Annotated in this window: 25 protein-coding genes; 14 read left to right on the forward strand and 11 right to left on the reverse strand. The window is 37.2% G+C overall.

Annotated elements, in window-relative coordinates; all coding sequences use genetic code 11:
- Window positions 1-124 precede the first annotated feature (124 nt).
- Window positions 125-493 (forward strand): MmcQ/YjbR family DNA-binding protein, encoded by a 369-nt coding sequence (locus AC3WSO_RS07965; protein WP_492530118.1) that lies wholly within the window; start codon window positions 125-127, stop codon window positions 491-493.
- Window positions 494-715: 222 nt separating this feature from the next.
- Here the strand turns inward: AC3WSO_RS07965 and AC3WSO_RS07970 are convergent, their stop codons facing one another.
- From AC3WSO_RS07970 to AC3WSO_RS07995, 6 genes are all read right to left on the reverse strand, one after another.
- Entirely contained in the window at window positions 716-1,057 is a 342-nt protein-coding gene (locus AC3WSO_RS07970) for a GIY-YIG nuclease family protein (protein ID WP_492534283.1), read from the reverse strand.
- A 16-nt stretch (window positions 1,058-1,073) separates the two neighbouring features.
- Window positions 1,074-1,829, reverse strand: a complete 756-nt coding sequence (locus tag AC3WSO_RS07975; RefSeq protein WP_492530119.1) for a DUF2087 domain-containing protein — start codon at window positions 1,827-1,829, stop codon at window positions 1,074-1,076.
- Window positions 1,830-1,952: 123 nt separating this feature from the next.
- Window positions 1,953-2,828: an ABC transporter permease gene (locus AC3WSO_RS07980; protein WP_492530120.1), complete on the reverse strand. Its 876-nt coding sequence runs from the start codon at window positions 2,826-2,828 to the stop codon at window positions 1,953-1,955.
- The gene (locus tag AC3WSO_RS07985) at window positions 2,828-3,748 is read right to left on the reverse strand and encodes an ABC transporter ATP-binding protein (RefSeq protein ID WP_492530121.1); all 921 of its coding nucleotides are present in this window, start codon (window positions 3,746-3,748) and stop codon (window positions 2,828-2,830) included. The genes AC3WSO_RS07980 and AC3WSO_RS07985 overlap by 1 nt, the downstream gene beginning before the upstream one ends.
- A 5-nt stretch (window positions 3,749-3,753) precedes the next feature.
- Window positions 3,754-4,158, reverse strand: coding sequence for a DUF3021 domain-containing protein (locus AC3WSO_RS07990; RefSeq protein WP_492530122.1), 405 nt, complete (start codon window positions 4,156-4,158; stop codon window positions 3,754-3,756).
- A 1-nt stretch (window position 4,159) separates the two neighbouring features.
- Window positions 4,160-4,609: a LytTR family DNA-binding domain-containing protein gene (locus AC3WSO_RS07995; protein ID WP_492530123.1), complete on the reverse strand. Its 450-nt coding sequence runs from the start codon at window positions 4,607-4,609 to the stop codon at window positions 4,160-4,162.
- A 223-nt stretch (window positions 4,610-4,832) separates the two neighbouring features.
- On the opposite strand from AC3WSO_RS07995, the gene AC3WSO_RS08000 reads away from it, so the two are divergent.
- The 6 genes from AC3WSO_RS08000 to AC3WSO_RS08025 all read left to right on the forward strand — a co-directional run bounded on the left by AC3WSO_RS08000 (window position 4,833) and on the right by AC3WSO_RS08025 (window position 11,323).
- The gene (locus tag AC3WSO_RS08000) at window positions 4,833-5,861 is read left to right on the forward strand and encodes an AbrB family transcriptional regulator (RefSeq protein ID WP_492530124.1); all 1,029 of its coding nucleotides are present in this window, start codon (window positions 4,833-4,835) and stop codon (window positions 5,859-5,861) included.
- A gap of 847 nt (window positions 5,862-6,708) precedes the next feature.
- The gene (locus tag AC3WSO_RS08005; protein WP_492530125.1) at window positions 6,709-7,194 is read left to right on the forward strand and encodes a YjdJ family protein; all 486 of its coding nucleotides are present in this window, start codon (window positions 6,709-6,711) and stop codon (window positions 7,192-7,194) included.
- 226 nt (window positions 7,195-7,420) lie between these two features.
- Window positions 7,421-7,561 carry an RAxF-45 family protein gene (locus AC3WSO_RS08010; RefSeq protein ID WP_166672191.1) on the forward strand — a complete coding sequence of 47 codons (141 nt, stop codon included), beginning with the start codon at window positions 7,421-7,423 and terminating at the stop codon, window positions 7,559-7,561.
- A gap of 103 nt (window positions 7,562-7,664) precedes the next feature.
- Window positions 7,665-9,464: a ribosomal protection-like ABC-F family protein gene (gene abc-f / locus AC3WSO_RS08015; protein WP_492530126.1), complete on the forward strand. Its 1,800-nt coding sequence runs from the start codon at window positions 7,665-7,667 to the stop codon at window positions 9,462-9,464.
- Window positions 9,457-10,248, forward strand: a complete 792-nt coding sequence (locus AC3WSO_RS08020; RefSeq protein ID WP_492530127.1) for a GNAT family N-acetyltransferase — start codon at window positions 9,457-9,459, stop codon at window positions 10,246-10,248. Before abc-f ends, AC3WSO_RS08020 begins: the two co-directional genes overlap by 8 nt.
- A gap of 340 nt (window positions 10,249-10,588) precedes the next feature.
- Window positions 10,589-11,323 carry a hypothetical protein gene (locus AC3WSO_RS08025; protein WP_492530128.1) on the forward strand — a complete coding sequence of 245 codons (735 nt, stop codon included), beginning with the start codon at window positions 10,589-10,591 and terminating at the stop codon, window positions 11,321-11,323.
- A 525-nt stretch (window positions 11,324-11,848) separates the two neighbouring features.
- Here the strand turns inward: AC3WSO_RS08025 and AC3WSO_RS08030 are convergent.
- On the reverse strand, window positions 11,849-12,922 hold the full coding sequence (locus AC3WSO_RS08030) for a beta-propeller fold lactonase family protein (protein WP_492530129.1): 1,074 nt from the start codon (window positions 12,920-12,922) through the stop codon (window positions 11,849-11,851).
- Between the two features lie 561 nt (window positions 12,923-13,483).
- On the opposite strand from AC3WSO_RS08030, the gene AC3WSO_RS08035 reads away from it, so the two are divergent.
- Window positions 13,484-14,014, forward strand: a complete 531-nt coding sequence (locus AC3WSO_RS08035; protein ID WP_079559881.1) for an NfeD family membrane protein — start codon at window positions 13,484-13,486, stop codon at window positions 14,012-14,014.
- A gap of 15 nt (window positions 14,015-14,029) precedes the next feature.
- A complete protein-coding gene (floT, locus tag AC3WSO_RS08040; RefSeq protein ID WP_492530130.1) occupies window positions 14,030-15,595 on the forward strand; it encodes a flotillin lipid rafts scaffold protein FloT in 1,566 nt (521 codons plus the stop codon).
- A gap of 52 nt (window positions 15,596-15,647) precedes the next feature.
- Here floT and AC3WSO_RS08045 read toward each other — a convergent pair whose 3' ends face one another.
- Both AC3WSO_RS08045 and AC3WSO_RS08050 read right to left on the reverse strand, forming a co-directional pair.
- Window positions 15,648-16,199 carry a GNAT family N-acetyltransferase gene (locus tag AC3WSO_RS08045; RefSeq protein WP_492530131.1) on the reverse strand — a complete coding sequence of 184 codons (552 nt, stop codon included), beginning with the start codon at window positions 16,197-16,199 and terminating at the stop codon, window positions 15,648-15,650.
- 16 nt (window positions 16,200-16,215) lie between these two features.
- Window positions 16,216-17,040, reverse strand: coding sequence for a methyl-accepting chemotaxis protein (locus AC3WSO_RS08050; protein ID WP_492530132.1), 825 nt, complete (start codon window positions 17,038-17,040; stop codon window positions 16,216-16,218).
- A 533-nt stretch (window positions 17,041-17,573) separates the two neighbouring features.
- On the opposite strand from AC3WSO_RS08050, the gene AC3WSO_RS08055 reads away from it, so the two are divergent.
- On the forward strand, window positions 17,574-18,779 hold the full coding sequence (locus AC3WSO_RS08055) for an MFS transporter (protein WP_492530133.1): 1,206 nt from the start codon (window positions 17,574-17,576) through the stop codon (window positions 18,777-18,779).
- Between the two features lie 130 nt (window positions 18,780-18,909).
- The gene (locus tag AC3WSO_RS08060; RefSeq protein ID WP_492530134.1) at window positions 18,910-19,551 is read left to right on the forward strand and encodes a peptidylprolyl isomerase; all 642 of its coding nucleotides are present in this window, start codon (window positions 18,910-18,912) and stop codon (window positions 19,549-19,551) included.
- Between the two features lie 67 nt (window positions 19,552-19,618).
- On the opposite strand, the gene fabI is transcribed toward AC3WSO_RS08060, so the two are convergent.
- Complete coding sequence (gene fabI / locus AC3WSO_RS08065; protein WP_492530135.1) at window positions 19,619-20,401, reverse strand: enoyl-ACP reductase FabI; 783 nt, start codon at window positions 20,399-20,401, stop codon at window positions 19,619-19,621.
- Window positions 20,402-20,908: 507 nt separating this feature from the next.
- On the reverse strand, window positions 20,909-21,157 hold the full coding sequence (locus tag AC3WSO_RS08070; protein WP_004232564.1) for a ferredoxin: 249 nt from the start codon (window positions 21,155-21,157) through the stop codon (window positions 20,909-20,911).
- A 109-nt stretch (window positions 21,158-21,266) separates the two neighbouring features.
- Between AC3WSO_RS08070 and AC3WSO_RS08075 the strand changes: the two genes are divergently transcribed.
- From AC3WSO_RS08075 to AC3WSO_RS08085, 3 genes are all read left to right on the forward strand, one after another.
- On the forward strand, window positions 21,267-22,295 hold the full coding sequence (locus AC3WSO_RS08075; protein WP_492530136.1) for a YpbB family protein: 1,029 nt from the start codon (window positions 21,267-21,269) through the stop codon (window positions 22,293-22,295).
- The gene (locus tag AC3WSO_RS08080; RefSeq protein WP_492530137.1) at window positions 22,296-23,738 is read left to right on the forward strand and encodes a RecQ family ATP-dependent DNA helicase; all 1,443 of its coding nucleotides are present in this window, start codon (window positions 22,296-22,298) and stop codon (window positions 23,736-23,738) included. It abuts the gene before it with no gap.
- 405 nt (window positions 23,739-24,143) lie between these two features.
- A complete protein-coding gene (locus AC3WSO_RS08085; protein ID WP_492530138.1) occupies window positions 24,144-24,917 on the forward strand; it encodes a LysM peptidoglycan-binding domain-containing protein in 774 nt (257 codons plus the stop codon).
- The last annotated feature ends 67 nt before the right edge of the window (window positions 24,918-24,984 follow it).

The raw sequence follows: 24,984 nt of genomic DNA on the forward strand, positions 1-24,984 counted from the left end.
TATCCTGGATTCGCGTAAAAAATGATGTCTTGCAAGTAACAAATAAATATGTATTCCTTCTACACACGTTGTGGATTATAATTAATATAATCGAACGTGTGTTTTTATATTAGGGGGTTAAATCATGTGCAAAGAAACAATTCACGCATATTGCTTAAAGCTTCACGGAACAACATATGATTACAAAGAAGAATGGCAGGCGGATCGCTATCATATTGGGGGTAAAATGTATGGGATGCTGGGCGGCGATTCTACTGGTAGACCGGTACTTACGTTGAAATGTGAACCGATTCGAGCTGAAGAGTTGAGAGAGGCCTATGAAGGTATTATTCCAGGCTACTATATGAATAAAACACATTGGAATTCAATTTATATGGATGTAGATGATGTACCTATGGATTTAGTTGAAAATTTAATCCAACATTCTTATGAGCTAGTTTTCGGTAAGCTAACAAAAAAAGCTCAACAAGAAATTCAGTTATTGAAGAATTGAAGTGTTAAATATCGGTGCGTCAAAGTAATGCCCTAGGCAAAGGAATGGGTGTAGAATCAACAAAGAAATACTACGATCCAGCTGATTTTACGCCACTGCCTAAAAGGAATATGTGAATACCCGCGCGAAACAACATTATATATGAAATTAAAAAAGAATCTGCAAGTTTCTCCAGTTTAACCGCGGAGAAAGCAGATTCTTTTTTGTAGCTTCCATGCATATCTAGTTATATCCTAGTTCACCAAATGGCTGCAGCTCGTCGAGCCATTTTTGTTCTAGTTTTTCTAGCTCTTTTTTGGCATCGAAATAACCCTCTTCTTTTTTCTTCAAATATTCCACAACTTCAATATCAAAAGCATCGTTGCCGAAAGTGTTGTAATCGACTTGTAGCTCTTTATTAGTATGTGTATTTGTTTTTAGCATAAACTGAAAGCCGTTTAAGCGTTTTAAATTATTGAAGCTACCTACAAACACTTTACCATTTTGTTTATTGGTCATTGTGAAAACACCAGCTTCGATTTTTATTTCTTTATACAGTTCCTTTAATTCTTTTTTATGGTCCATTAGTAACCCTACTTTCTTATTTTTTGATCCAGTAAGCACTGCCATCCTCTTTTCGATCCATGAAGCCGTATTCGATTAAATAGCGACGTATTTGCACATAATCCTCATATATCGGTTGAATCATTTCGTTTAATTCTTTTTCTGAATACTGATTTGTTTCATCGAAAAGCTTTGTGATTGCACGTAGTATTACAATTTTATGCTTTTCGCGTTTTGGGAAGCGGACAAGCTCCTTGCCGATGCCGTTTGGGAAGTACTTTTCAAGTAATTGCTGTTCTTCAGAAATTGTAATATTATAGCGATCGTCGACCATCGTTGCCGTTTTGTGAATGGGTACAAAGCTGTCTTCTTTTTCATTCTGTTCTTTTAATAGCTCCATCATTGCAAGAAACGTTTTCGCTTGACGTTCCTTTTCTTTAAGCGTAAAGCGATGGTGACGTATCGTTGTTGCACTACCAATTTCCAGCTCTTCTTTAATTTCTTGATCAGTTTTTCCTTCGTAAAATAAACGTAAAATATGACTTTGATGATCAGTGAGTCCTGTCCTTTTTTTATGAAGGCCATTTAAATAATGAAATACAGATTGATGTGCAGCAGTAATATGATGTTGCATAAATTTTTCTGCTTCGAAGAGAACGCCTTCATGTGGATAAATAATACCTTTTTCAATTTTTTCTCCGCAAAGTAAACAAGTGAAGTGTGTAGCTTCATCATTGTAGCCTTTTTTTATGTCATGGATTGAAGCTTGCCAAAATAATTCATTTACATCCATTGGGTATCCTCCTATAAAACAAACGATTTGTAGTTTTGTTTGCTTATTTATTATTAAAATAACAAATTGTTTGTAATAAATCAATAAAAAACACATCGTTTTATAAACGATGTGCGAAAATGTTTATTTGTTTTTCTTTTTAAAAATAATGATAGATAAGATGGCTAGCACAATAATTGTTACGACAATAATGATAATGCTTGTTGAGGTACTTAGTATACTTCCGTGAAGGTCATAGACAATGCCATACATTATTTTATAATCTTCCACCTGTGAAGCAGGCGCACCTTCGAAAACCTTGGAAATTGAGTTCTCCATAAAGGCATTACGTAGTAGTAGCGTTGTATGACTAATAGGGAAATACATAATAAGATTTTGAGCAAAGGATGGAAGTGCACCAACAGGTACATAAACACCACAAAAGAAACCGAGTGCTGTACCGACGATTGTACTAAGTGTTGAAAATGAATGTTGCGTATTAGCAAGTAATACAAGGAACAGGTTAAAAACACTGGCCAGTAACACAGATATAAATAGTAATCCTACTACTTTGATGAAAGCCTCAAAACTTAGTAGCTGACCGCCAGTTGTTGCGATAAAAATTTCACAGCCAATAAGGGCGATAAAGGAAAAAATACAGCCAATGATAAAGGCATTTAATACATAGCTAAATTGAATGGTTGTTCGCGAAATCGGAGCAGTAAGAAAATCAGCTTGCGCTTTTGATTCAAGATCCCTAACAGCAATTCCATACGCGGCAAGTGTAGTCGAAACCGCAGTCATAGAGAGTAAACCAGCGACAATCCATTCATTGACCATCGTTATCAATTCGGGAGTAGACTTTGTCATTTGTTCTATTGCATGTACTTGCGCTTTTTGAAGAAATACTGCGTAAAGGATAATGACGATAATGACGGAAAGCAGCGAGTAAAAGACTTGTGTTTTATCACGTCTAAAAACCTTGTTATTTCGTTGGACTAAGCTAAATAGTGCTTCCATTAAGCTGCTCCTCCCTCGGCCATAATATGAAGAAAGACATCGTCCATCGTACCTTTGATGACTTCAAACGAAGCAATAAGCGACTCTGCTTTTTTTAATAGTGTTAAAGCATGAAGTGTCGAGTCGACTCGGATGGAGAAAATACCTAGCTTTTCTGTATAAGAGATGGCATTGTCTTCAAGCCACTGTATCCCTTCAGAACTATTATGAAAAACAAGCGCCATAGAATCATAGGCGTATTTTGTTTTTAGAGCATCTGGTGTACCTTCAGCAACAATTTCTCCTTCCTTTAAGACGATTACTTGATGAGCGACAGCTGCTTCTTCCATGTAGTGTGTTGTTAAAAAAACAGTCATGTTTGTTTCGAGCTGAAGCTGCTTAATGGCTTGCCAAACGAATTGACGCGTTTGTGGATCAAGTCCAGTTGTCGGTTCATCTAAAAACAATATTTTTGGTCGATGGATAAGGGCTCGAGCGATATCAGCGCGCCTTTTTTGACCACCTGATAAAGTCCCGTATTTGCGTTTTTCAATATCAGCTAAATGCAAATATGTTGAAACGAATTGATAGTTTTCGGTTAATTGTTTTTTCGATAAGCCATATGTTTTACCGCGGTGAAGGATATTTTCCTGCACCGTTAAACGTTCATCTAGTAAACTTTGCTGGAATACGACACCTATAGATTTTCGAATTTCGGCATTGTCATTGCTTGCATCAAGTGTGTAGCCATTAATGTTTACTGTACCTTTTGATTTTTTTAATAATGTACAGAGTATTTCAATGGTCGTGGATTTCCCGGCTCCATTTGCACCTAAAAAGGCGAAGAGGGAACCTTGCTCAACCGTAAATGAAATACCTTTTACGGCTTGTTGATTACCATATTGCTTACATAGAGTTTCAACTTGTATAGCAAAGGTCATATTGTTTATTCCTTTCTTTTTTGAATTTCTTGATTGATTTTTGCAATATCATTTTTTTGGATTACATAAATAATGCACCAAGCGAAAAAGAAAATAATGGCTTCACTTATAAAAATAGACGTAATGTTTGAATGTTCAAACCAGCGCCCGAAATAGCCTGCAATCAACACACACAGGGTAACTGCAATTACATGTAAAATAAACTGAGCAATAAAAGGTAAACGCTCGATATCAAAGATGGTGGACAGCAGACCTATTACAGCTCCAAGTATAGCTGCGATGATAATTTGTTCAAGTAATTCCGGCCCTGATATCATAGAGTTATTAGATATGACACTTAATGTTACTAAGACGTAGGAAGAGCTAAGTGATATGAGTATTCCAATAATCATCATGCGAATAAATTTCATATTATGAGTCCCTCCCGATACCTAAGTGTTGTTTTAGTTCTTTTAAATATTTGCGGCTAACATGAACGGACACATCGTTTTCTAAAATCAGTTCTGTTGTACCGATTTTACCCATTTGAATAGAGGCAATTTTATTAATGTTGACGAGTGTCGATTTACTAACTCGGGCAAAGTCTTTCGCTAATTGTGCTTCTAACTCATATAATTTCCGCTTCGTTTCGAATTCTTGTTCCTCCGTCTGCAAAAAAACTTTTGCACCCTCTGCGTAAATGGAGTAAATATCCGAAATTTTTAGCATATGAATTTCCTGTTGAAAGTACCCATCTAGCATTGTTGTTTGTGAAGCTTGAAGCTGCTTCATCAGGCGTTCAATTTGCTCGGTGTATTCCTTTGCATGTATATGAACCTCAGTTTCTTCTAGTTCACTATTGATTGTTAAATGAATTTTCATTGGAGGCCTCCTTTACATATCTCCGCTTGGAGAAACACTGAATCAGGTAATAATAATGTAGCATAGAAAATTTTGGCTTGGAGAAAATCTTGGATAAGAGGTTAAATTTTATCGATAACAGGTTCAATTTGAACGATATATGACTTTGCAAAAAAGTGATGAAGTAGAAAAGTAGGCAAGTTCACGGCATAATAGAATTATACAGTTACAAGGGGTTGCTTCTATGTTTATTTTTGACAAGTACATGTTTATTACATTATGTATTGGCTTAACAGGTGCGATGTTATTTAATTTATTACATATTCCAATGCCATGGTTACTTGGAGCTATAACTGCAGTGCTAATAGTTCAGTTATCAACAAAAGTACAGTTGAAATGGCATAAATATTTTCGTAATTTTGGGTTAATTGTTGCGGGCTATTCCATTGGTTTTGCGTTTACTCCAGAAGCGGTACAGGATATTAAACAATTTATAGGGAGTATGATTGTTTTAAACGTATTATTTATTGCCCTGTTTTTTGGAGTTAGTTATATAGTGGCGAAACGTGCGGATTTAGATTTTGCGACCGCGTTGACTTGCTGTGTACCTGGTGGCATGTCACAAGTTGTTGCCTTTGCCGAGGAGCAAGGGGACATGGATATGGTCGTGATTACGTTTTTCCAAATATTAAGGGTTCTTTTAATCGTCGGATTTGTGCCATTAATGGTGTCAGGCTCTGGGGGAACTGGTGTAGTTGCTAACGGAGCTTATACATGGAGCTTAATAGGATTACTTGCTGTGTGTGGAGTAGCGGGTTGGCTTGCACAAAATGTAAAAATACCAACAGGCTATATGTTAGGCCCAGTATTTTTATTGATTTGCATAAATATAGCAGGGATTGACGTACCAAAATTGCCATTGTCCCTACTTCATATTGCGCAACTAATGCTTGGTATTTATATCGGACTTTTATTGAGAAAAGAGGATTTACATTTATCGAAGAAGCATGTGTTTTACGCTTTTGTTTCGGCAGGGATCTTTGTTGGTGCTGCTTATGGCTTAACATTTGTCGTGGATAATTTTTACAGACTTGATTTTCGAACAGGATTTTTAAGTATCGTACCAGGCGGGCTTGATCAAATGGGGATTATCGCCGCTTCCGTTCATGCAAATGTCACGATCGTCACCGCATTTCAGCTGTTCCGAGTGCTGGTCGTATCCGTTTTCCTCGTACCGTTTGTAAAGATGTTTGTGAAAAAAGCGAAAACCTAGAGGCTGATGTATCCCATCAGCCTCTTTTTTTATTGGATTTGATAAATAGTAGTGTTGAATATAAAGAAGCTAAATTGTTCCTTAATAAATTAAGGGATATGTCGATGGAGCAGTTAATTGTACAATTTCGTTATAAAAAGTCGATATTTCACCGAATGGGAGAGAGTTCCTTTTGGAAATATATTCATCTAGTAGGAGGTCTTTTGGTTTGGATAAAGAAAAAGTGCTCTCGTTAATATCAGACGAGCATGATTTGATAATGGCTATTCCATTTCCATATGAAGGAACACGTAAAATAAAGGTTGATTTTGAAAGGGATTTTTAATTACTTGAAGATGAAATTCGATTTTTGGGAACTTGTGCAAACAAATGTGGGCTATTATATTAAAAAAATCTCACTTGAATTGAGAAACTTCCCTGAGTTTGTTAATCAAGTGGTTTCATACTTAAGATAGATTATAAGGGGAAGAATGTAGGAGAATTCAGGTTATATTTTACTTTAGATGGGGAAATTTCTGACTTTGATTTAATTATGTATTAGTTTAATAAATTTCTATCATACTTTTGCCATTGATTGTGATATTTAACAAGGGCATCTTTTTATGTAATAAAGATAGGCGTACAAATTCTTAAAAAGTATGTCCTACTCTAATAGCTTGCAAAAAGAGAAAAAATGCTTTATTAAATACGCTATCTTATCTTGATAAAGGAATTAAACTCAAAGGCCAAAAAAGTGTCCATTTGAAATGGTAGTGATACACCCATTTTAATCCATATAACCTGGTATTTATGAAACTGAAAACTTATTGAAACGTCTTTAAATTCAAAAGGTGAAGGGAGAAGAGCATTGTTTAAATATGTAATTCAACTAATTCTTGGTTTCTTAATTTTATTGATGTCAACAGCTATTTCTTGGTATGAGGGAAGTGATATCGTAGATAATACGCTGGAATGGAAGTATTCAACCCCATTCTCTAATATATTTAATATTGAGATAAACAATGGACAGGATATTAGCCAGCTTGATTACTTTGTCTATGCTGCTAAATTCCAACCATTTTTTCCGACTATTATGACAGTAAGTGTTCTATATATTTGTACTGTACTTATATTTTTCATTTTTCAACTAAATCGTCAGTTATCCATTATTTTGTCAGGGATTATAAGTTGTGTATGTATTGTTATTAGCGGTATATTTTTTAATTCATCAACTATTGGAGGAAACATATTCTTTTGGGTTACAGCTGTCGGTGCATTAATTTTTATAAGTATGACGATAAGTTTGTGGTACAAGAAAAAAATACAATGTTTTAATTACAACCATAATAGTTGATTAATTACATCAGAGTGCGAGCTCTAGTACATAAGTATTTGTACAAGAGTTCGCATCTTTTTAATAAATATCTTGATTGGGGAATGAGTGATGGTACTCGACCGGAACGGCAACCTTCGTTATGGTGCAAGGCTGAAAAATTATGAAAGAATGTATTTTTTCCTTTTCAAAAATTACTGAATTATGGTAATATAAATTTAATTATATTGAACGGAGGTGAGAAGGAATGAATAAAAACGCTACGAAAACATGTGTAAAAGTGGATACAGCTATGTATTTTGCACGTGTGATTACTTTCGATTTTGCGAACAACGGGATAGGTTTGTCCATTTTTAAGCAAAATCAAATATCAAACGTAGCGAATTAACCATTCTTTTTCACAAAATAATGAGGAAAAGACTGCTTGTTAATCGAGCAGTCTTTTTTGTGTCTATAGATGTTTTTCGCACGTTTCATTGGAGGAAAAAACGATGCAAATTAAGGCTGAACAAATACAAAAAATTATTGGTGGAAATATTTTATTTGAAGGGCTTCAATTAGAAGTAAATACAGGGGAGCATGTTGCCATTGTTGGCGTAAATGGCAGTGGGAAAACGACTTTATTACAGTTACTAGCTGGTTTGGATATGCCAGATAAAGGGCGAATCATAAAAAGTAAGGAAGCGACGATTGGTTACTTACATCAAATTCCGCAGTATCCTATGTTCTCAGTGAAGGAAGTGCTGGAGGAAGCATTTGCGGATATTTATGCATTAAAGGCAAAAATGACAAAGCTTGAGCAGGAAATGCAGTTAGCTGTAACTGATAAGGTACTCCAGCAATATGGCCATGTGCAGGAACAGTTTATGCTACAGGGTGGCTATGAAATTGATGCGCAATTAGCGATGATTGCAAATGGTTTAGGTATTACACCATTGCTTGAACAACTTTTTAGTAGCTTAAGTGGTGGAGAGAAAACGAAGGTAATGCTAGGGCAAATCCTTTTAAGTAATCCATCTATTTTGTTATTAGATGAACCGACCAATCATTTAGATATGCAGGCAATTGAATGGCTAGAAAATTATGTCCGGAATTTTGCAGGAATTGTTATTGCAGTATCACATGATCGCCACTTTATGAATCAAATGGCTCAAAAAATAATTGAAATTGAAGATGGAGAGGCATTTATGTACATTGGCAATTACGATGCATTTGTTGAACAAAAGGAAACTAAACTGGAACAGCAATTTGCTCAATACGAAGAACAGCAAAAGAAAATTAAAAAAATGCAGGAAACAATAAAGCGCTTAAAGCAATGGGCAAATGAAGCGAATCCGCCAAATGATGGCTTGCATCGTCGTGCTAAAAGTATGGAAAAAGCACTAGCCCGTATAGAGCGTGTGAAGAAGCCTTCAACAAAAAAGAAAATGAATTTAGCGTTAACGATGGCTGAGCGTAGTGGTAAAGAGGTTGTACAAATGAAGGGCATTAGCCATGTGTTTGAGAAACCATTATTTAAGGAAAGCAATTTAGCGGTTTACTTCGAAGAACGACTGGCGATTGTGGGTGGCAATGGCAGTGGAAAATCAACGTTATTAAAAATGATGCTAGGTGAAGTAGAACCAAATGAAGGTGTTTGCCATATCGGCAGTAGTGTTAAAATTGGCTACTTATCGCAACAGTTTGAGCATAAAAATCCTGCCGTTCGTTTAATAGATGCCTTCCGTGAGAGTGTCTCTGTGTCAGAGGCTGAAGCACGTCATATTCTTGCTCAGTTCTTATTTTATGGTTATGACGTCTTTAAAAAAGTGAAGGATTTAAGTGGCGGAGAAAAAATGCGCTTACGTCTAGCGCAGTTAATGCATGAGGATATTAATTTATTGATACTGGATGAGCCGACTAACCATTTAGATATTGAAGCAAGAGAGGTATTGGAGGATACACTGGAATCCTTTGAAGGGACTATTATTGGTGTTTCGCATGACCGCTACTTTTTACAAAAGATTTTTACAAAAGTTGCATGGATTGAGCACGAAATGATCCAAGTTTTTGAAGGTGACTATGAATGGGCAAGACAAAAACGCTTAGAAATAGTAAAAGAACCAGTTATAAAAGAAATGCCTGAAAAATCCTATGCTGTTAAAAAAGAAATACCAATTGAAGAACAAATTGAAAAGCTCGAAATGAGATTAAAGGAGCCGACACTTGTTAAGGAGCAACGTCAAAAGCTTGAACAGCAGTTAGAGGGTTTATATGAAAAATGGATTGAGGGAGGAACAGAGCATGCATAAAATTGAGCATATCATGCAGCTAGATATTGATTATATTAAAAGTATTAGTGAGATAGAAACATGTAATGAAGGAGTATTTTTTTACAATAGAGAAATGCCAACCTATTTCGACGCCAACCATGCACACATTTGGAGGAAGGTTGTCGAGCCAAATATATTTTTAAAGAACATAAAAGACTTCTATCAGTCAAAATCGCTTACCCCAAGGTTGTATTTATACAATGTGGAGGAAAATCAGTCATGTATAGAGGCATTAGAGAATCATGGCTTTCAATATGAAAGTTTTACAGATGATGTACAGTGCTGGAATGGTGAATACGCGCAATTATCACTAAATCCAGCCATACAGATTGAACTTGTAACAGATACCAATATGGAGGAAGCATTGGCCGTAGAAATGAGCATTTCTACATTTGGAGAGCCTGCATTAATCAAACAAGCTTTTGAGAAAACCTATCATTCTTGGCATTTTACGTATTATTTATTAAGAGTGGATGGCAAAGCTTGCTGTACTGCCAATATATTTATCACAGGGAATCAAGGAAGAATTGAGAGTGTAGCGACGATTGAAAGTTACCGAGGACGAGGATTGATTGGATATATTCTGCAGCATATTCAGCAAGAGTCGGTAAAACAGGGGTTAGAATATCTCTGGATCTTGCCAATCAATGAGCAAGTTGCAAAGGTCTACGACAAGGCAAATTTCAAATCAATAGGTAAATTAAAATCGATTCATGCCTTTACTGAAGGAAAAAGCATTCATCAAATACGACAAGATGCTTAATTAGGATGAAAAATAAAAATGTTAGGATCTAACTTGGGAGATCAATTAGGAATGTCTATTAGTGGTGCAATGCAAGAGCCACTTTTAGGGGGAGACAATTGTGCTTATTTTAGTCGTAGAATATGTTTCAAACTGTGTAAGAACAGCTTTTAAAAGATAAAGTGGTAAAATCGCCCGTTTAATAAATATTGCAATCGTGAACAGTAACGAATACTCGGAATTTTCTAACAATTGTTCGAAAGAAGGATTTTTAATCTTTGAAAGTTTTTTACTTGAAAAAATAGCGTATTCGATTTATTGTCTTTAGAGATACTTGTTTAATGGACTTGGAGGATATGGAATGCACGGAATTTATATACGCTATAATGTCTCAGAAGAAACCTCAGCAGCACAATGGCCCAAAAAAATGGATGCATTTGCGTATGTTCAACGAGGAAAGGCACAACAAGACAATGACAACTTGCTGTCGATGGAAGAGCTAAAAAGCCACGCCATTCGCTATATTAAAAGCTTAAAAGACAATGCAAGTGATCATTTAGTAGAGCAACGCAACGGTGAAATTGAGCACTTTGATCGACGCTATATAGAATCCTTAAAGCTAAAGGAAAGCATCGATTCACAGCTTATTAATCTAGAAGAAATTCGTTTACTTTTACAGTTAATGAATGTATTAAATTTATCACATGGTTTTGGAGAAAATGCTGGGAAGCTTCTACGTCAAATTACCCCATATGCAAAAGAGGTAGAGCATCCAACATTCCAAACAACTCGTGTTGAGCGACATTTTTATTCAGAATTAATAGAACACATTGAAGCTGTATATGCACGAATTATGCGTCAACACAACCCATCAACGACTGAAATGCAGCAATCAGAAAAGCTATGGACATCAGTTTGTGAGCAAGCTATTGAAAAGGTAGAATCACGAATTGAACGCTTGTCTTCTATTAAGTTAAAGCATGAGAAAAATTTGCTAGAGTTTAATCAATTAAAACAGCAAAATATCGATGCAAAGGAACGCTTAGATATTGCTGTTAATGATCTCGATGCTATTTTAAATGTATTAGAATCTTAAAGGCTTTGTTAATGTCTATATAATGTGTTTTAAGTGGGGTTAGCTATGAGCTAGCCCCACTTTTAGCTCCAGTTTCAATAGTGAGGTCAAATATGTCGGGTTGACTAAGAAGAAATACCTATATATTTAGAAAGCGGTGAACAGCAAGGAACTGATAATCACTAGGTAAAAACAAGTAGTATGTCACATGTTCTACGTTAAATATTTCAAGGTGATAAACTTTATAACAACATCGAAAAAGACATACTTAATTTGCCCAAATGGCAATAGAAAGTATGTCTGCTTTTAAGCAGATGAACTAGGGGATGTCTGTTTTTAACTTCTTTCAGCAAATGTCTTTGGTAGCGCCAGCTACAGATGTCCTTTGTGCCGATCGTGAAGCTACAGGCAAAGAAGTCTACCGCCTCTATAAGTGGTGAGATGAATGTGGATTTAAGTTACTTTTCAGCGGGTGTCAAAACACCCGCTGAAAGAAGTTAAGGTCGATTCTGGATGCAACTATGCCGAGGTATAATTGATATAACTCTAGAGCTCTGAAACTAGGCAGATTGTCCCTGTGTCTATACCAGTTGGACCATTAAACCCTGGAATTGTATCGATTACTGTATTTGTTTCAATATCTATGACAGATACAGTATTGTCAAGTTGATTTGTGACATAAGCAAGTGTTCCATCCGGCAAGATTGTTACTTGGTCAGGAGATACTCCTACAGGGATTGTAGCAATTACCAAATTTGTTGATGTATCTATGACAGATACAGTATTATTACCTTTATTTACAATGTAAACAAATGCTCCATCAGGCGTAATTGCTGTTCCAACAGGTCCTGTTCCAACAGGAATTATATCAACTACCGTATTTGTTGCAGTATTAATGACAGATACTGTGTTACTATTTTCATTTGTAAGGTAAGCAAATTGCCCGTTCGGTGTAATAACGATTGATCTTGGGCGAATACCAATTCCCACAGTAATAGTAGCAACCACAGCATTTGTAGCTGTATTTATAACGGATACTGAACTTGAGTTTTCGTTTGCAACGTAAGCAAACGCACTATCTGGAGTAAAAGCTATGCCCTGAGGTTGGAGCCCTACTGGAATAGTAGCAATTACGGTATTTGTAGCTGTACTAATGACAGATACAGAGTTAGCTCCAGCTCCATGATTTGATACATAAACAAGTGTTCCATTTGGTGAAACCGCTACACCAAGAGGTTGAAATCCTACTGGAATTGTAGCGACTACAGCGTTTGTTGCAGTATTAAAAACCGTTACATTATCAGAGAAGAGAGCTGGGACATAACCAAATGCTCCATTTGGTGTAATCGCTATTTCAAGTGGAGCCGTTCCTACTGGAATGTCAGCGACTATCGTATTTGTCGCTGTATCAATTACTGATACTCTATTATCGGGAGTAGCTAATTGACCGGCATCTGTAACATACACTAAAAAATGACAAGGTGGAGGAATTGGTGGCTCAGGTATAAATGGTGGCTTACAACGACAAGGGCAACAAAAACCACAACAATGACAACGACAACTTGGATTTGATCTAAATTTGAACCTGAACGTTTTATTATTTTTATGTTCGTTTTTCACGATACACACCCTTTCTATCATATATTGACATTATATGCAAACAGATTTATGTTGCTTGTACGTTTTGCCCAAACCAAATTTTTCTGTGTCGAATGGTTGGTCATATGGGTTGCCGAGCATTCTTTGAAGGGTTCTTAAACCACATTAAATATACTAGAATATAAGAAAAGCATGTCTGCTGATTGGAGCTTCTAAATAAAGCTCAATCAGTGACATGCTTTTATTTTTGTAAATAAAAATCGGAGATAGTACCGTAACGTGGGTTCATTTCCGTTCCGTCAGTAACAACAGTACCGAGGTTGAGCACGAAGATCAACTAATATTATTGTATGTTTTAGCAAAGGTATCCTAACTTTTGATGATGAGTAAGAATATGCGATATCACCTTAATTGCCATTATCTTTTTATGGTAATAGGGTTCTATTTCCAGAGAACATTAATACTATAAGAGATTACCTATTTCCAATTTATCATCCAAAAACAAGAAAATATAAAAAATTACGAAACCTTTTACAAGCTGCATCCGTATAGTAGGTAATACAATGAAAAGGGGTGAACAACTTGACGCTATTTGGCTATTCACTCGAGCAGATCTTTTTAGTGGTATTAATTTTCGGGGGTCTTGCAACTCTTTTAATTATGTTTTTTGGTGATGCTGTCGAGGGCATTGGAGAGGGGCTACCGATTTTTAATCCAAGTGTCATTCTATCTTTCATTACGTTGATGTCAGCAACAGGGTTTATTTTAGAAAAATTAGCCTTCTTCCCTAGCGTTTGGAACATTGTTGCTGCTTGTATCATCGGAGCTATTTTAAGTGCACTATTTTATTTATTCGTTCTTGTTCCGCTACGATCAGCCGATGTCTCTTTAGCTTATACGGAAGAATCGCTTGGTGGCCAGTTAGGAAAGGTCATCGTCCCAATCCCGACAGACGGTTTTGGAGAAGTAGTTATTGAAACGACTAGCGGTATGATTTCGAAGCGAGCAACAGGTTTTGACAATGAGGCTATCGATTACGATACGACAGTCCTTGTTGTAGAAGTAAAGGAAGGAACACTTTTTGTGAGATCTTATGATAAGAAATTTTTATAAAGGAGCGATATTTATATGTCAATGGAGATTTTAATTGTATTAGGGATTGTAGCCTTTGTTTTAATCGCACTAGTTGCACTGTATGTGACAAAGTATCGTACAGCGGGTCCTGATGAAGCACTGATTGTGACAGGTAGCTATCTTGGCTCAAAAAATGTACATAAAGATGAGTCAGGAAATCGTATAAAAATTATTCGTGGTGGCGGTACATTTGTATTCCCAATTTTCCAGCAAGCACAGCCGTTAAGCCTGTTATCTAGTAAACTTGATGTGACTACACCTGAAGTGTATACGGAACAAGGCGTACCGGTTATGGCCGATGGAACAGCTATCATTAAAATTGGTGGTTCTATTTCTGAAATTGCTACGGCAGCAGAACAGTTTTTAGGGAAGCAAAAGGATGAGCGTGAAAATGAGGCACGTGAAGTGTTAGAAGGTCATTTACGTTCAATCTTAGGTTCAATGACGGTGGAGGAAATATATAAAAACCGTGATAAATTCTCTCAAGAAGTACAACGTGTAGCATCTAATGACTTGGCGAAGATGGGTCTGACAATCGTTTCCTTTACGATTAAAGATGTACGCGATAAAAATGGCTACTTAGAATCGCTTGGTAAACCACGTATTGCACAGGTTAAACGTGATGCGGATATTGCTACTGCAGATGCTGAAAAGGAAACACGTATTAAGCGTGCTGAAGCATCGAAAGAAGCACAAAAGGCAGAGCTTGAACGTGCGACTGAAATTGCAGAAGCGGAAAAAGAAAATCAATTAAAGGTAGCAGAATTCCGTCGTGAGCAAGATATCGCTAAAGCACGTGCTGACCAAGCATATGAACTTGAAACGGCTCGTGCAAAACAGGAAGTAACTGAACAAGAAATGCAAATTCGCATTATTGAACGTCAAAAGCAGATTGAATTAGAGGAAAAAGAGATTTTACGTCGTGAGAAGCAATATGATTCAGAAGTTAAGAAAAAGGCTGACGCTGATCGTTACGCTGTCGAACAAAATGCAGTTGCGGCAAAAATGCGTGAACTAGCACAGGCAGATGCGGAGAAATACCGTATTGAATCATTAGCACAAGCGGAAGCAGAGAAAATTCGTTTGGATGGTCTTGCAAAAGCGGATGCTGAGCGTGCAAAAGGGGAAACAGATGCGGATATTATTCGTCTTCGCGGTCTAGCAGAAGCCGAGGCAAAACGTAAAATTGCGGAAGCCTTCGAATACTATGGTCAAGCAGCTGTACTTGATATGATTGTACGTATGATGCCAGAATATGCGAAAGAGCTTGCGAGTCCACTTGGCAATATCGATAAGATTACTGTTGTTGATACTGGCGGTGGGGAAGGAAACGGCGGTGCCAATAAAGTAACTGCCTACGCAACTAATTTAATGTCAACATTACAGAAATCGTTGAAAGAAACTTCAGGGATTGACGTGAAGGAACTAATTGAAAGCTACGCAGGGAAGCATACATTACGTCCTGAATTAGAGCAAATAGCAGTAGGCTTAGGAAAGCAAGCGCAAACTACAAATCATGAAACGCAAGAAGAAATAAAAGAAACAGTTGAACAAAAATAAAATTTTAGCCGCCTGATATTTGTAATATCGGGCGGCTATTTTTGAGAATTTTTTATTTTTCCTTAATTTGTTTCCACTCACTAGCGAGCATACCGTAAGCAACATGGTCTACAAAATGATCATATAGCCACTCTGCAGCACGAATCGTTCCTTCTTTTGTAAAGCCTAGGCGCTCAGGGATGGCACGGCTTTTTGTGTTGCCCACAGCAGCACGGATTTCGACCTTATTGAGCTGTAAATCCTCAAAAGCATATTGTAATAATGCCAGTACGGTCTGCGACATAATACCGTGCCCTTGAGCTCCTTCGCTGAGCCAATAGCCAATAGCAGCGATTTTATTGCTATGATTTATCGTGTTGAAGCTAGCGACGCCAACAATTTTACTTCGAAAAATGATAACAAGAGAGAGGCTGCTTTTTGCTTCATGTCCTTTAATACAGCCCTCTATATATGTTGTTGTATCGGCTGTTTCTTTTGTGAAATCTAACCATGGCAACCATTCACGTAAATATGCTCGTGATGCATCTGTTAAGGCAAAAACAGCATTAGCATCTTCTAATTCGATAGTACGTAAAAATAGTTCTGGATTAATAGTAATTTGCAATGTTATTCCCCCTTCATTATTTTAAAGCATTATGCATAAAGCCCTTCATTTCATGACTAAGAACTGTTAACTCCTCGATAATTTCACTGAAATCTTGAACAAGTTGAGTCTGTTCGTTTGTAGCGTCATTGATCTGCCCCATATTTTGCTTCAGATTATCAAGGTTTCTATTTATATTTCTTAGGGATGCTTCAATGTTTTCAGTCGCGCTTGATGTTTCGGAAGATAGCTTTCTAACTTCCTGCGCTACGATGTTAAAACCAGTGCCATACTGACCAGCGCGAGCCGCCTCGATAGAAGCATTTAAGCCGAGTAAATTGGTTTGGCGAGAAATGCTTTTTATTAAATCTGTGACTTCATTTGTTTTCTCTGAATCTTCAAGGGCGTGCTGTGCTTGTTTGTTAATTTCCTCACTTGTTGCTGCCAATTCCTCTGAATGTGAGGCGATCGTATGTACTTTGTCCTGTAGGCTATTAACGATGCTATCCATTGTTCCCATATAATCCTGGAGTTTAAGTTCATTGTCGATTGGCAGTCCAAACGCTAGAGCTCCTACGACTTTCCCGTTTTCACGGATTGGAAAAGAAAACGCATTTATGGCAACTCCGTATACATTCTCTGGTATAACAACATCAGCATTTTTTCCATTAAATGCAATGAAAACATTTTGGTCATTAGCATTTACTTTTTGTCCATCTAGATAGCCTGAATCTACACGTTTGCCAGCTAAATATTTTACAATTGTTCCACTTTCCTTCTCAACGACAGCCACGATTGCTTCTTCCTTTAATGCAAGGTGGATATAAGGTACTGAAAGGGCTAAAGCTTCAATAATCTTCATGAAAATTCCTCCAAATCTGCGCAACGAAAATAGTTTGGTCATCGGAGCTTATTTACCAATGATTGCTAGATGATTACTTTCACTGTAACACAATTTTGCCAACTCAAAATAGAAAAAAACTAAATTTATATGAAGAAAATGTGATTATAGTCATGGATGGAGTGTCAAATAATATAATGCATTTAACACTATAAATAGTAGGCTCATCATCAAATGTTGTGGTGAAAATGTATGCCATATAGATAAGTTGATCTTCGTTCTGACTAGGCGACTCCTTGGGGATTAGCAATAGAGGGACGAAGGTTAAAACCATCACATCGGGTGTTAGCCTAAAATCATCGCATCCATGCGATAATGGCTAACTGACTTGCATCACGTAAGCCTAAACATAAAGTCGATTCCGGACGCAATTATGCCAAGGTATAATTGATATAGAGATAAATTTGTCTATTTTATGACAAATAATCGTGAATTTTGAAGATTATTGTATTAGAATAATAGTTGCATTGGAAGTACGTTAAGGAGAGAGAGAAATGGATTACATTAAAAAAGGGACAAAGGCGTTTCATAAAACAAACTGGGCTTTATTTTTAGCGGGTTTTATTACCTTCGCCAACTTATATGTGACACAGCCATTATTACCAACATTTGCGAAGGAGTTTGATGTATCACCAGCTATTGCGAGTTTAACGCTTTCTGTGACGACCTTTGCGTTATCCATTAGTATGATTATTGTTGGCTCATTATCAGAGGCATGGGGCAGGAAGTCCTTGATGACGGTTTCTATTTTTACGGCATCTATTATTACGCTTGCTCTTGCCTTTTCTCCAAATTTTGAAACGATATTAGTGTTACGTGTTATACAGGGTGTTGTTTTTGCAGGGTTGCCAGCAATTGCGATGGCTTATTTAGGGGAGGAAATGGATCCATCTAGTTTAGGTATTGCAATGGGCTTATACATAAGTGGTAATTCGGTAGGTGGGCTTAGTGGCCGAGTTATTATAGGGACACTAACGGATCTTTACAATTGGCAAGTGGGGATGATTGTACTGGGTGTTATCAGTCTAATGATTAGTGTGTTATTTATCTGGATGCTTCCTAACTCCAAGCATTTTTCAGCTCGACCATTACAGATAAAATCGTTGGCGACATCTCTTTTACAACATTTAAAGGACCTGTCCATGCTTTGTCTTTTTGGTATTGGCTTTGTACTAATGGGGAGCTTTGTGACTCTTTATAACTACATTGGCTTTAAATTGATGGCGCCCCCTTACAATTTAAGTGCCACAATTGTTGGTTGGATTTTTGTCATTTACTTAGTAGGTACTTTTAGCTCTGCTTGGTTCGGTAGTCTAGCTGATCAATATGGACGACAAAAGATGTTGTTATTGTCTATTGCGATCATGTTTACAGGCGCAATTTTAACATTAAATGGGCTACTTAGTTTAAAAATTTTAGGGATTACAATCTTTACATTTGGCTTCTTTGCAGCGCATTCGATTGCTAGTGGCTGGGTAAGTAAACGAGCCACTCATGATAAAGCACAAGCTTCTTCTCTCTATTTATTTTTCTATTATTTCGGTTCAAGCGTTGGAGGAACGGTAGGGGGTGTGTTTTGGATGCACTTTGGTTGGGGAGGCGTTATATGTATGATTGCGGTATTTTTAGTCATTGCATGTATACTTTCATTTTTATTAAAGGGGATCATTACTAAGCAACGCATTATAGCAGGGCACTAGGAATCTTTTTTATTTGTGGAGTGTTATTGAGTTTATTTCCTTCATTTACATGATCTTCATAAAAAATGATTTGTCGTATACTATCTGATAGTATAATGAGTAGACTGGATATAAAGAGGAGTTGAAAGATATGTTTACACGTAATAAAGGAATTTCTTTTGTCTTTGCTTTGCTGGCGGTAGTTTTAGTTATGACAGGTTGTGGAGCCGCTAAAGAAAAAACGGAAGACAGTGTAGATTATTCATCAAAGGTGAAGGAAAATCCAATTGTGACAATTACGATGAACAATGATGAAAAAATCGTCATCGAATTAGAGCCTTCTACAGCGCCGAATACGGTAGCTAATTTTATTTCCTTAGCTAAAAAAGGCTTTTATGATGGACTTATTTTCCATCGAGTTGTCCCTGATTTTATGATTCAAGGTGGAGATCCTTCAGGTAATGGTACAGGAGGACCGGACTATTCGATAGAAGGTGAGTTTACATCAAATGATTTTAAAAATGATTTAAAGCATGAACGCGGTGTCATTTCAATGGCTCGTTCAAATGATCCGAATTCTGCAGGATCTCAATTTTTCATTATGGTCAAGGATACAACGCAACTAGATGGCCAATATGCTGCTTTTGGGAAAGTAATCGAGGGGATGGAAACAGTAGATGCTATCGCTGCTGTTGAACGAGATGGTGAAAAACCAATAAAAGATCAACAAATGAAAAAGGTCGAAGTAGATACAAAGGGCTTTGATTACCCTGCCCCAAAGGTAATAAAATAACAGATTAATAAATCCGAAACAAAAAAGCATGAGAGATCGTTATATGATCTTCCATGCTTCTTTGTATTTAACCCATAATATTGTAGCCTGCGTCAATGTAAATCGTTTCGCCTGTTACACCGCGAGATAAGTGAGAAAGCATCACGATTGTCATATCTGCTACTTCATCTTGTTGCACATTACGTTTTAAAGGAGCCGTTTCTTCGATTTTGTGTAAAATTGTATTGAAAGAAGGAACCCCTTTTGCAGCAAGTGTGCGAATCGCTCCAGCTGAGATCGCATTAACGCGAATATTATCTTTACCAATATCTGCAGCAAGATAGCGCATAGATGCCTCTAATGCAGCTTTTGCTACACCCATAACATTGTAACCATCAAGGACACGCTCTGCTCCTAAGTAACTCATTGTTACGATAGAGCCGCCTTCAGTCATATAAGGATGTGCAGCCTTTGCTGCTGAAATAAGAGAATAGGCGCTAGTGTCTTGCGCAAATGCGTAGCCATCACGAGTTGTATTTAAGAAGCGATTGTGTAAATCTTCTGCATTAGCAAACGCTACTGAGTGGACAATCCCGTGGATTACGCCTACTTTTGTACCGATTTCTTCGAAAGCTGCTTTTGTGCTCTCGTCGCTGTTGACATCACATTGTACGATTAGTGAATCGGATTGTCCGATTTTCTCTAATTGCATTTGTAATTTTTTTAATGAACGTTCTTGGCGGTATGTGAAAATAACATTTGCACCTACATCAAATAAACGTTTTGCAATACCCCAAGCAATACTTCGATCGTTTGCCACGCCCATTACAACAATATTCTTATTTTTTAATTGTAATAAATTATCCATCATCTAATAAGAACCCCTTTATGTTTATGAAATAATATCTGTTATTAGTACCAACTACTAAAATCTTATCATACATAAAAAATGGTTGCAATAATAAGATGAAAAGAGTGACCAACTTTACGTTAAAAAGTACAAAAAATCATCTCTATTATGTTAGAGATGAATCGAGGTATAAGAATCTGTTACTAAGTGGTTCGTTTGTAGAAAATGGCTCATCCCCATAATGTGTGGTTGATTTAGGTTCCGGCTGGGCGCTTTGTTGCTGCCACTACGCTATGCTACAGGGTCTCGAGCCAATTAGATGTTTTTTTGCCAGAAAGCGTAGTGGTAATATGACGGCAGCGTCACGATGTTGGTCTCAAAGGCGGTATCACGGGATGTGATGATTTTAGCCTTCGTTCCTCTATTGTTGATCCCCAAGGGGTCGCCCAGTCTCCGCTCCAATCAACTAATACATGTGGGGATAAAATAAAGGCACCCAGTTTAGGATGCCTTTAAAGATACTTAAAATTATTCGAATTTTAATGAGTCGCCATCGAAAGTCTCATCTGCTACTTTGATTGAGTCAGTTGGGCAGCCTTCGAAAGCATCTTGCATGTCTTCTAGTAGATCTTCTGGAACTTCAGCTGTTCCCATGTTATCATCTAAAATAACGAAGGCGATACCTTCATCATCATAATCATAAATATCTGGTGCTGCGGCTCCGCAAGCGCCACAAGCGATACATGTATCTTTATCAACAATTGTGTATTTAGCCATATTTTTTTTCTCTCCTTTTACATGTTCCTATCAAAGCTTCATACTCATTTTAAAGATGTTTATCTTACATTTCAACATAAATACTATTAAATTGGAGGAATTTGCGTCTATGTTTCATCAAATTTTATTGCAAATCTTTCAAAAACTAAATAACGAACGTACTATTTCTGCTGCTTATCATGTATTAAGAGGAAAGCGCTCAGGTCAGACTATTCAAGACATTGGCCTATTTAAGTTACACAATTATTTTGGGTTATTACCTAAGTTACCTCGGAAAACATTTGATGAAGCTGTATCTTTATTTTTGCAGTATAGTTGGTTAACAATACAAGAATCTGGTCACTATTCCATGAAAAAGCTAGGTTTACAGCGAGCGGAGCAGACGCCTGACTTTTTATTTGACGGATGGCACTATAGAGGAAATGAGCATATATTTTTTGCTAGGTTTTCATTAATTGTACAAAGTTTATCTTATCAAAGTGCTGGGGTTCGTTCATTTTCTCCTATTAGTAGGGATACGAATATTCAATCATGGGTACGATCTTTTTTAGTCGAGCATCACTATCAAGATGGACATTTACAGCAACAATTATTGCAGGAATGTGAACAGGTACTTTCTATGTTACCCTTGTCAGATGCTAATAAGCAACTCGTTCTCTATCGTTTAAGTGGTCATAGATTACCTGGATGGACGTGGCAGCAGCTCGCTAGTCAACGCCAGGAAACGGTTTTAGACTGTCAATTAGCGTTTATAGAATTGCTACATACGTATTTAAATGAAGTTCATCAGACAAATGATTGTCCCTTGCTCGGTAAAATAACAGAGGGATTAAGAGTAAAAGCATTATTAACAGATTCAGCGCAGCAAACAGCACATTTATATGAGCAGGGCCATTCAATTGAACAGATTGTGCAAATAAGGAAATTAAAACAAAGTACAATTGAGGATCATTTGGTAGAATTAGCTATGAATGAACCGAACTTTTCGATTGGTCCGTTCGTCTCATATGAAGAAGCGGAAAAAGTTTGGCATGCATCGAAACATTATCAAACTAAAAAATTGAAAACATTGCATGAACTAGTTGAAGGTATGAGTTATTTCCAGTTAAGGCTTGTCCTTGCGAAAGGAGAAGTATAAATGGAACTTGAACAAACGTTAGCAAAGTATTTTGGCTATACAACATTTCGTCCAGGCCAAAAAGAGGTCATTGAAGCAATTTTAGAAAAAAAAGATGTTATTGCTTTATTACCAACAGGAATGGGAAAATCACTTTGTTACCAGTTGCCAGGATATATTTTGCAGAAGCCAGTTTTAATTGTTTCTCCTTTGCTTTCTCTTATGCAGGATCAAGTAGAAGAGCTTAAACGTTTTGGTGAAAAGAGGGTAGTTGCCTTAAATTCATTTTTAACCGTAAGTGAAAAACGCTATGCGTTACATTTTTTAGAGCAGTTTCGTTTTATCTTTACATCGCCAGAGATGCTTTTACAGCAACAGGTTCAAGATAAGCTTTCACAAATGCAGCTAGGTCTTATCGTAGTGGACGAGGCACACTGTATTTCACAGTGGGGCTTTGATTTTAGACCAGATTATTTACGAATTGGACAATGGTTTTCACAAGTGAATCGTCCGCCGGTTTTAGCTTTATCAGCGACTGCGACGAATAAAGTAGTCAATGATATACGAGATACATTGTCGCTGGATACGCCATTTGAGTTTTTGTACAATGTGGATCGTCCTAATATTCACCTTGGGCGTGTCTTATTTGAGGATAGGGCAGAAAAAGCACATTGGATTATGCAGCATGTTAAAGAGACTGCAGGACCGGGTATATTATATATGTCATCGCGGAAGCGTGCTGAACAATATAGTACGGCGCTTATACAGGCAGGTATAAGAGCAGCAGCGTATCATGCAGGCTATGTTGCTGAGGACCGTCAGTTTATTCAGCAACAGTTTATTGACGGAGAGCTCGACTGGATTGTGGCTACGAATGCTTTTGGAATGGGTATCAATAAGTCTGATATTCGTCAGGTCATCCATGAAACGATGCCTGCTAATGTAGAAAATTACATGCAGGAAATTGGCCGTGCAGGGCGTGATGGTCAACCAGCGCTCGCTATATTACTATATAGTGATGGCGACGAGGAACTTGCGAAATTTGTTGTAACAGGCGATTTGCCAACAGCTGGTCATGTTGATCGTTATCAGGAACTACTAAATCAACAAGTACACCCTTCTCAAATGTTGAAAAATGGAGAACTAAGTGAGACCGCTTTTCGTGTGCTTGATTACTGGCTGCAACAAGAAACGATGGAACAAGTTAAAGTGCGTTTAAATCATTTGGCACTAGAAAAATATCGTGCTGTCGATAAAATGCATAAAATGACTCAGACAAAAGACTGTATACGCACTAAGTTAGTCGGGTATTTTGGGCAAAAATTGCTGAAAAAACCGGAAAACTGTTGTGAAAATTGTGGAATCCATTATGATGAAATCAATAAGGTACGCTTGACGGAAGAGAAGAAAATAGAAATGATTCCATGGAAAAGTCGGTTGAAACAACTCTTAATGGGTTTATAGAGGCTTATCACCAAAAGTTGTGGATGACATTTGATAAACATAGTCGACTGGGCGACTCTTTGGGGACCAGCAATAGAGGAACGAAGGCTAAGACCACCACATCTTGATAATTCCTTCGTGACCAACATCGTGCTGTCGCTTGGCCTTTGCACAAATAATACACTTTGCTGCCGCTACGCTAGCACTTCGCTTTCGCGCAAAAAACATCTGTTGGCCAGGGCCCCTGGGCTAACCTTGCGAGAGAAGCTACTCAGCGGCCTTCAGGAAAGTGTCCAGCCGGAACGGATAGACTACAAGCTTTGGTGATATGCCCTTTTTAGACTATATTTTACGGTCATTTACTTTTTTCGCAAAATTCGTCATAATAGAATGATAGAAAGCGTAGTGAGGTTGGAGGAAAGACGAATGAGTAAAGAAGATTATCGCGATAAAATCGAAGAACATCGTCAATCTTTTGAAGAAGAACAAAAAGAACAGCAAGCTTTATCTAGAGTTGCAAGAATGAATAAAAATGGAAGTAATAATGAAAAGCCAAAAAAAACAAAACGAAAAACGCCATTAATGACGATTCTTTTTGTAATTTTTATCTTAATTCCATTATCAATATTAATCTATTTCTTAAAATTCTATGAACCTGGAACAACAATTGAAGAGGCTGAAAAAAATTCTTTGGATGAAATTGTAGAAATTGATAACTCGGGGGATGAAGCTGTACCTGTGTCAACAGACAAAAACAAAGATGGCGATAAAGCAGATAAAGAAAAGGAAACGTCTAAGAAAGACGCTGAGAAATTAGCAGCAAAACAGAAGGCTGCTGAGGAAGCGAAAAAAGCCGAAGCAGCCAAGAATGCAGATGAAGCTAGAAAAGCCGAAGCAGTTAAGAATGAAGAAGCTAGAAAAGCCGAAGCAACTAGAAAAGCAGAGGAAGCTAGAAGAACACAAGCCGAAGCGGATAGAAAAGCTGAACAAGCTCGTAAGGCTGAGGAAGCACGAAAAGCCCAAGACGCAAAACAATCTGCAAAAGCAAGTACTCATACTGTAAAAGCAAATGAAAACCTATATCGTATTGCATTGAATCATTACGGTGATGGCAGTGAAGCAACACTAGCGAAGATTCGTGCAGCCAATGGTATGTCTTCAAATAATATATCAGTTGGGCAAGTGATTAAGTTACCATAATAAACAGATGTCATTCTTTGGCAATGATGTTTTTCGAGTATAAAATAATGGACAAACGTTAACACCA

The sequence above is a fragment of the Lysinibacillus sp. EB106-09-02-XG168 genome (genome assembly GCF_058791475.1).

Coding starts and splice junctions, on each gene's coding strand:
- AC3WSO_RS07965 (WP_492530118.1), top strand. CDS start 125: ATGTGCAAAGAAACAATTCACGCATATTGCTTAAAGCTTCACGGAACA.
- AC3WSO_RS07970 (WP_492534283.1), bottom strand. CDS start 1,057: ATGGACCATAAAAAAGAATTAAAGGAACTGTATAAAGAAATAAAAATC.
- AC3WSO_RS07975 (WP_492530119.1), bottom strand. CDS start 1,829: ATGGATGTAAATGAATTATTTTGGCAAGCTTCAATCCATGACATAAAA.
- AC3WSO_RS07980 (WP_492530120.1), bottom strand. CDS start 2,828: ATGGAAGCACTATTTAGCTTAGTCCAACGAAATAACAAGGTTTTTAGA.
- AC3WSO_RS07985 (WP_492530121.1), bottom strand. CDS start 3,748: ATGACCTTTGCTATACAAGTTGAAACTCTATGTAAGCAATATGGTAAT.
- AC3WSO_RS07990 (WP_492530122.1), bottom strand. CDS start 4,158: ATGAAATTTATTCGCATGATGATTATTGGAATACTCATATCACTTAGC.
- AC3WSO_RS07995 (WP_492530123.1), bottom strand. CDS start 4,609: ATGAAAATTCATTTAACAATCAATAGTGAACTAGAAGAAACTGAGGTT.
- AC3WSO_RS08000 (WP_492530124.1), top strand. CDS start 4,833: ATGTTTATTTTTGACAAGTACATGTTTATTACATTATGTATTGGCTTA.
- AC3WSO_RS08010 (WP_166672191.1), top strand. CDS start 7,421: ATGAATAAAAACGCTACGAAAACATGTGTAAAAGTGGATACAGCTATG.
- abc-f (WP_492530126.1), top strand. CDS start 7,665: ATGCAAATTAAGGCTGAACAAATACAAAAAATTATTGGTGGAAATATT.
- AC3WSO_RS08020 (WP_492530127.1), top strand. CDS start 9,457: ATGCATAAAATTGAGCATATCATGCAGCTAGATATTGATTATATTAAA.
- AC3WSO_RS08025 (WP_492530128.1), top strand. CDS start 10,589: ATGCACGGAATTTATATACGCTATAATGTCTCAGAAGAAACCTCAGCA.
- floT (WP_492530130.1), top strand. CDS start 14,030: ATGTCAATGGAGATTTTAATTGTATTAGGGATTGTAGCCTTTGTTTTA.
- AC3WSO_RS08050 (WP_492530132.1), bottom strand. CDS start 17,040: ATGAAGATTATTGAAGCTTTAGCCCTTTCAGTACCTTATATCCACCTT.
- AC3WSO_RS08055 (WP_492530133.1), top strand. CDS start 17,574: ATGGATTACATTAAAAAAGGGACAAAGGCGTTTCATAAAACAAACTGG.
- AC3WSO_RS08060 (WP_492530134.1), top strand. CDS start 18,910: ATGTTTACACGTAATAAAGGAATTTCTTTTGTCTTTGCTTTGCTGGCG.
- fabI (WP_492530135.1), bottom strand. CDS start 20,401: ATGATGGATAATTTATTACAATTAAAAAATAAGAATATTGTTGTAATG.
- AC3WSO_RS08070 (WP_004232564.1), bottom strand. CDS start 21,157: ATGGCTAAATACACAATTGTTGATAAAGATACATGTATCGCTTGTGGC.
- AC3WSO_RS08075 (WP_492530136.1), top strand. CDS start 21,267: ATGTTTCATCAAATTTTATTGCAAATCTTTCAAAAACTAAATAACGAA.
- AC3WSO_RS08080 (WP_492530137.1), top strand. CDS start 22,296: ATGGAACTTGAACAAACGTTAGCAAAGTATTTTGGCTATACAACATTT.
- AC3WSO_RS08085 (WP_492530138.1), top strand. CDS start 24,144: ATGAGTAAAGAAGATTATCGCGATAAAATCGAAGAACATCGTCAATCT.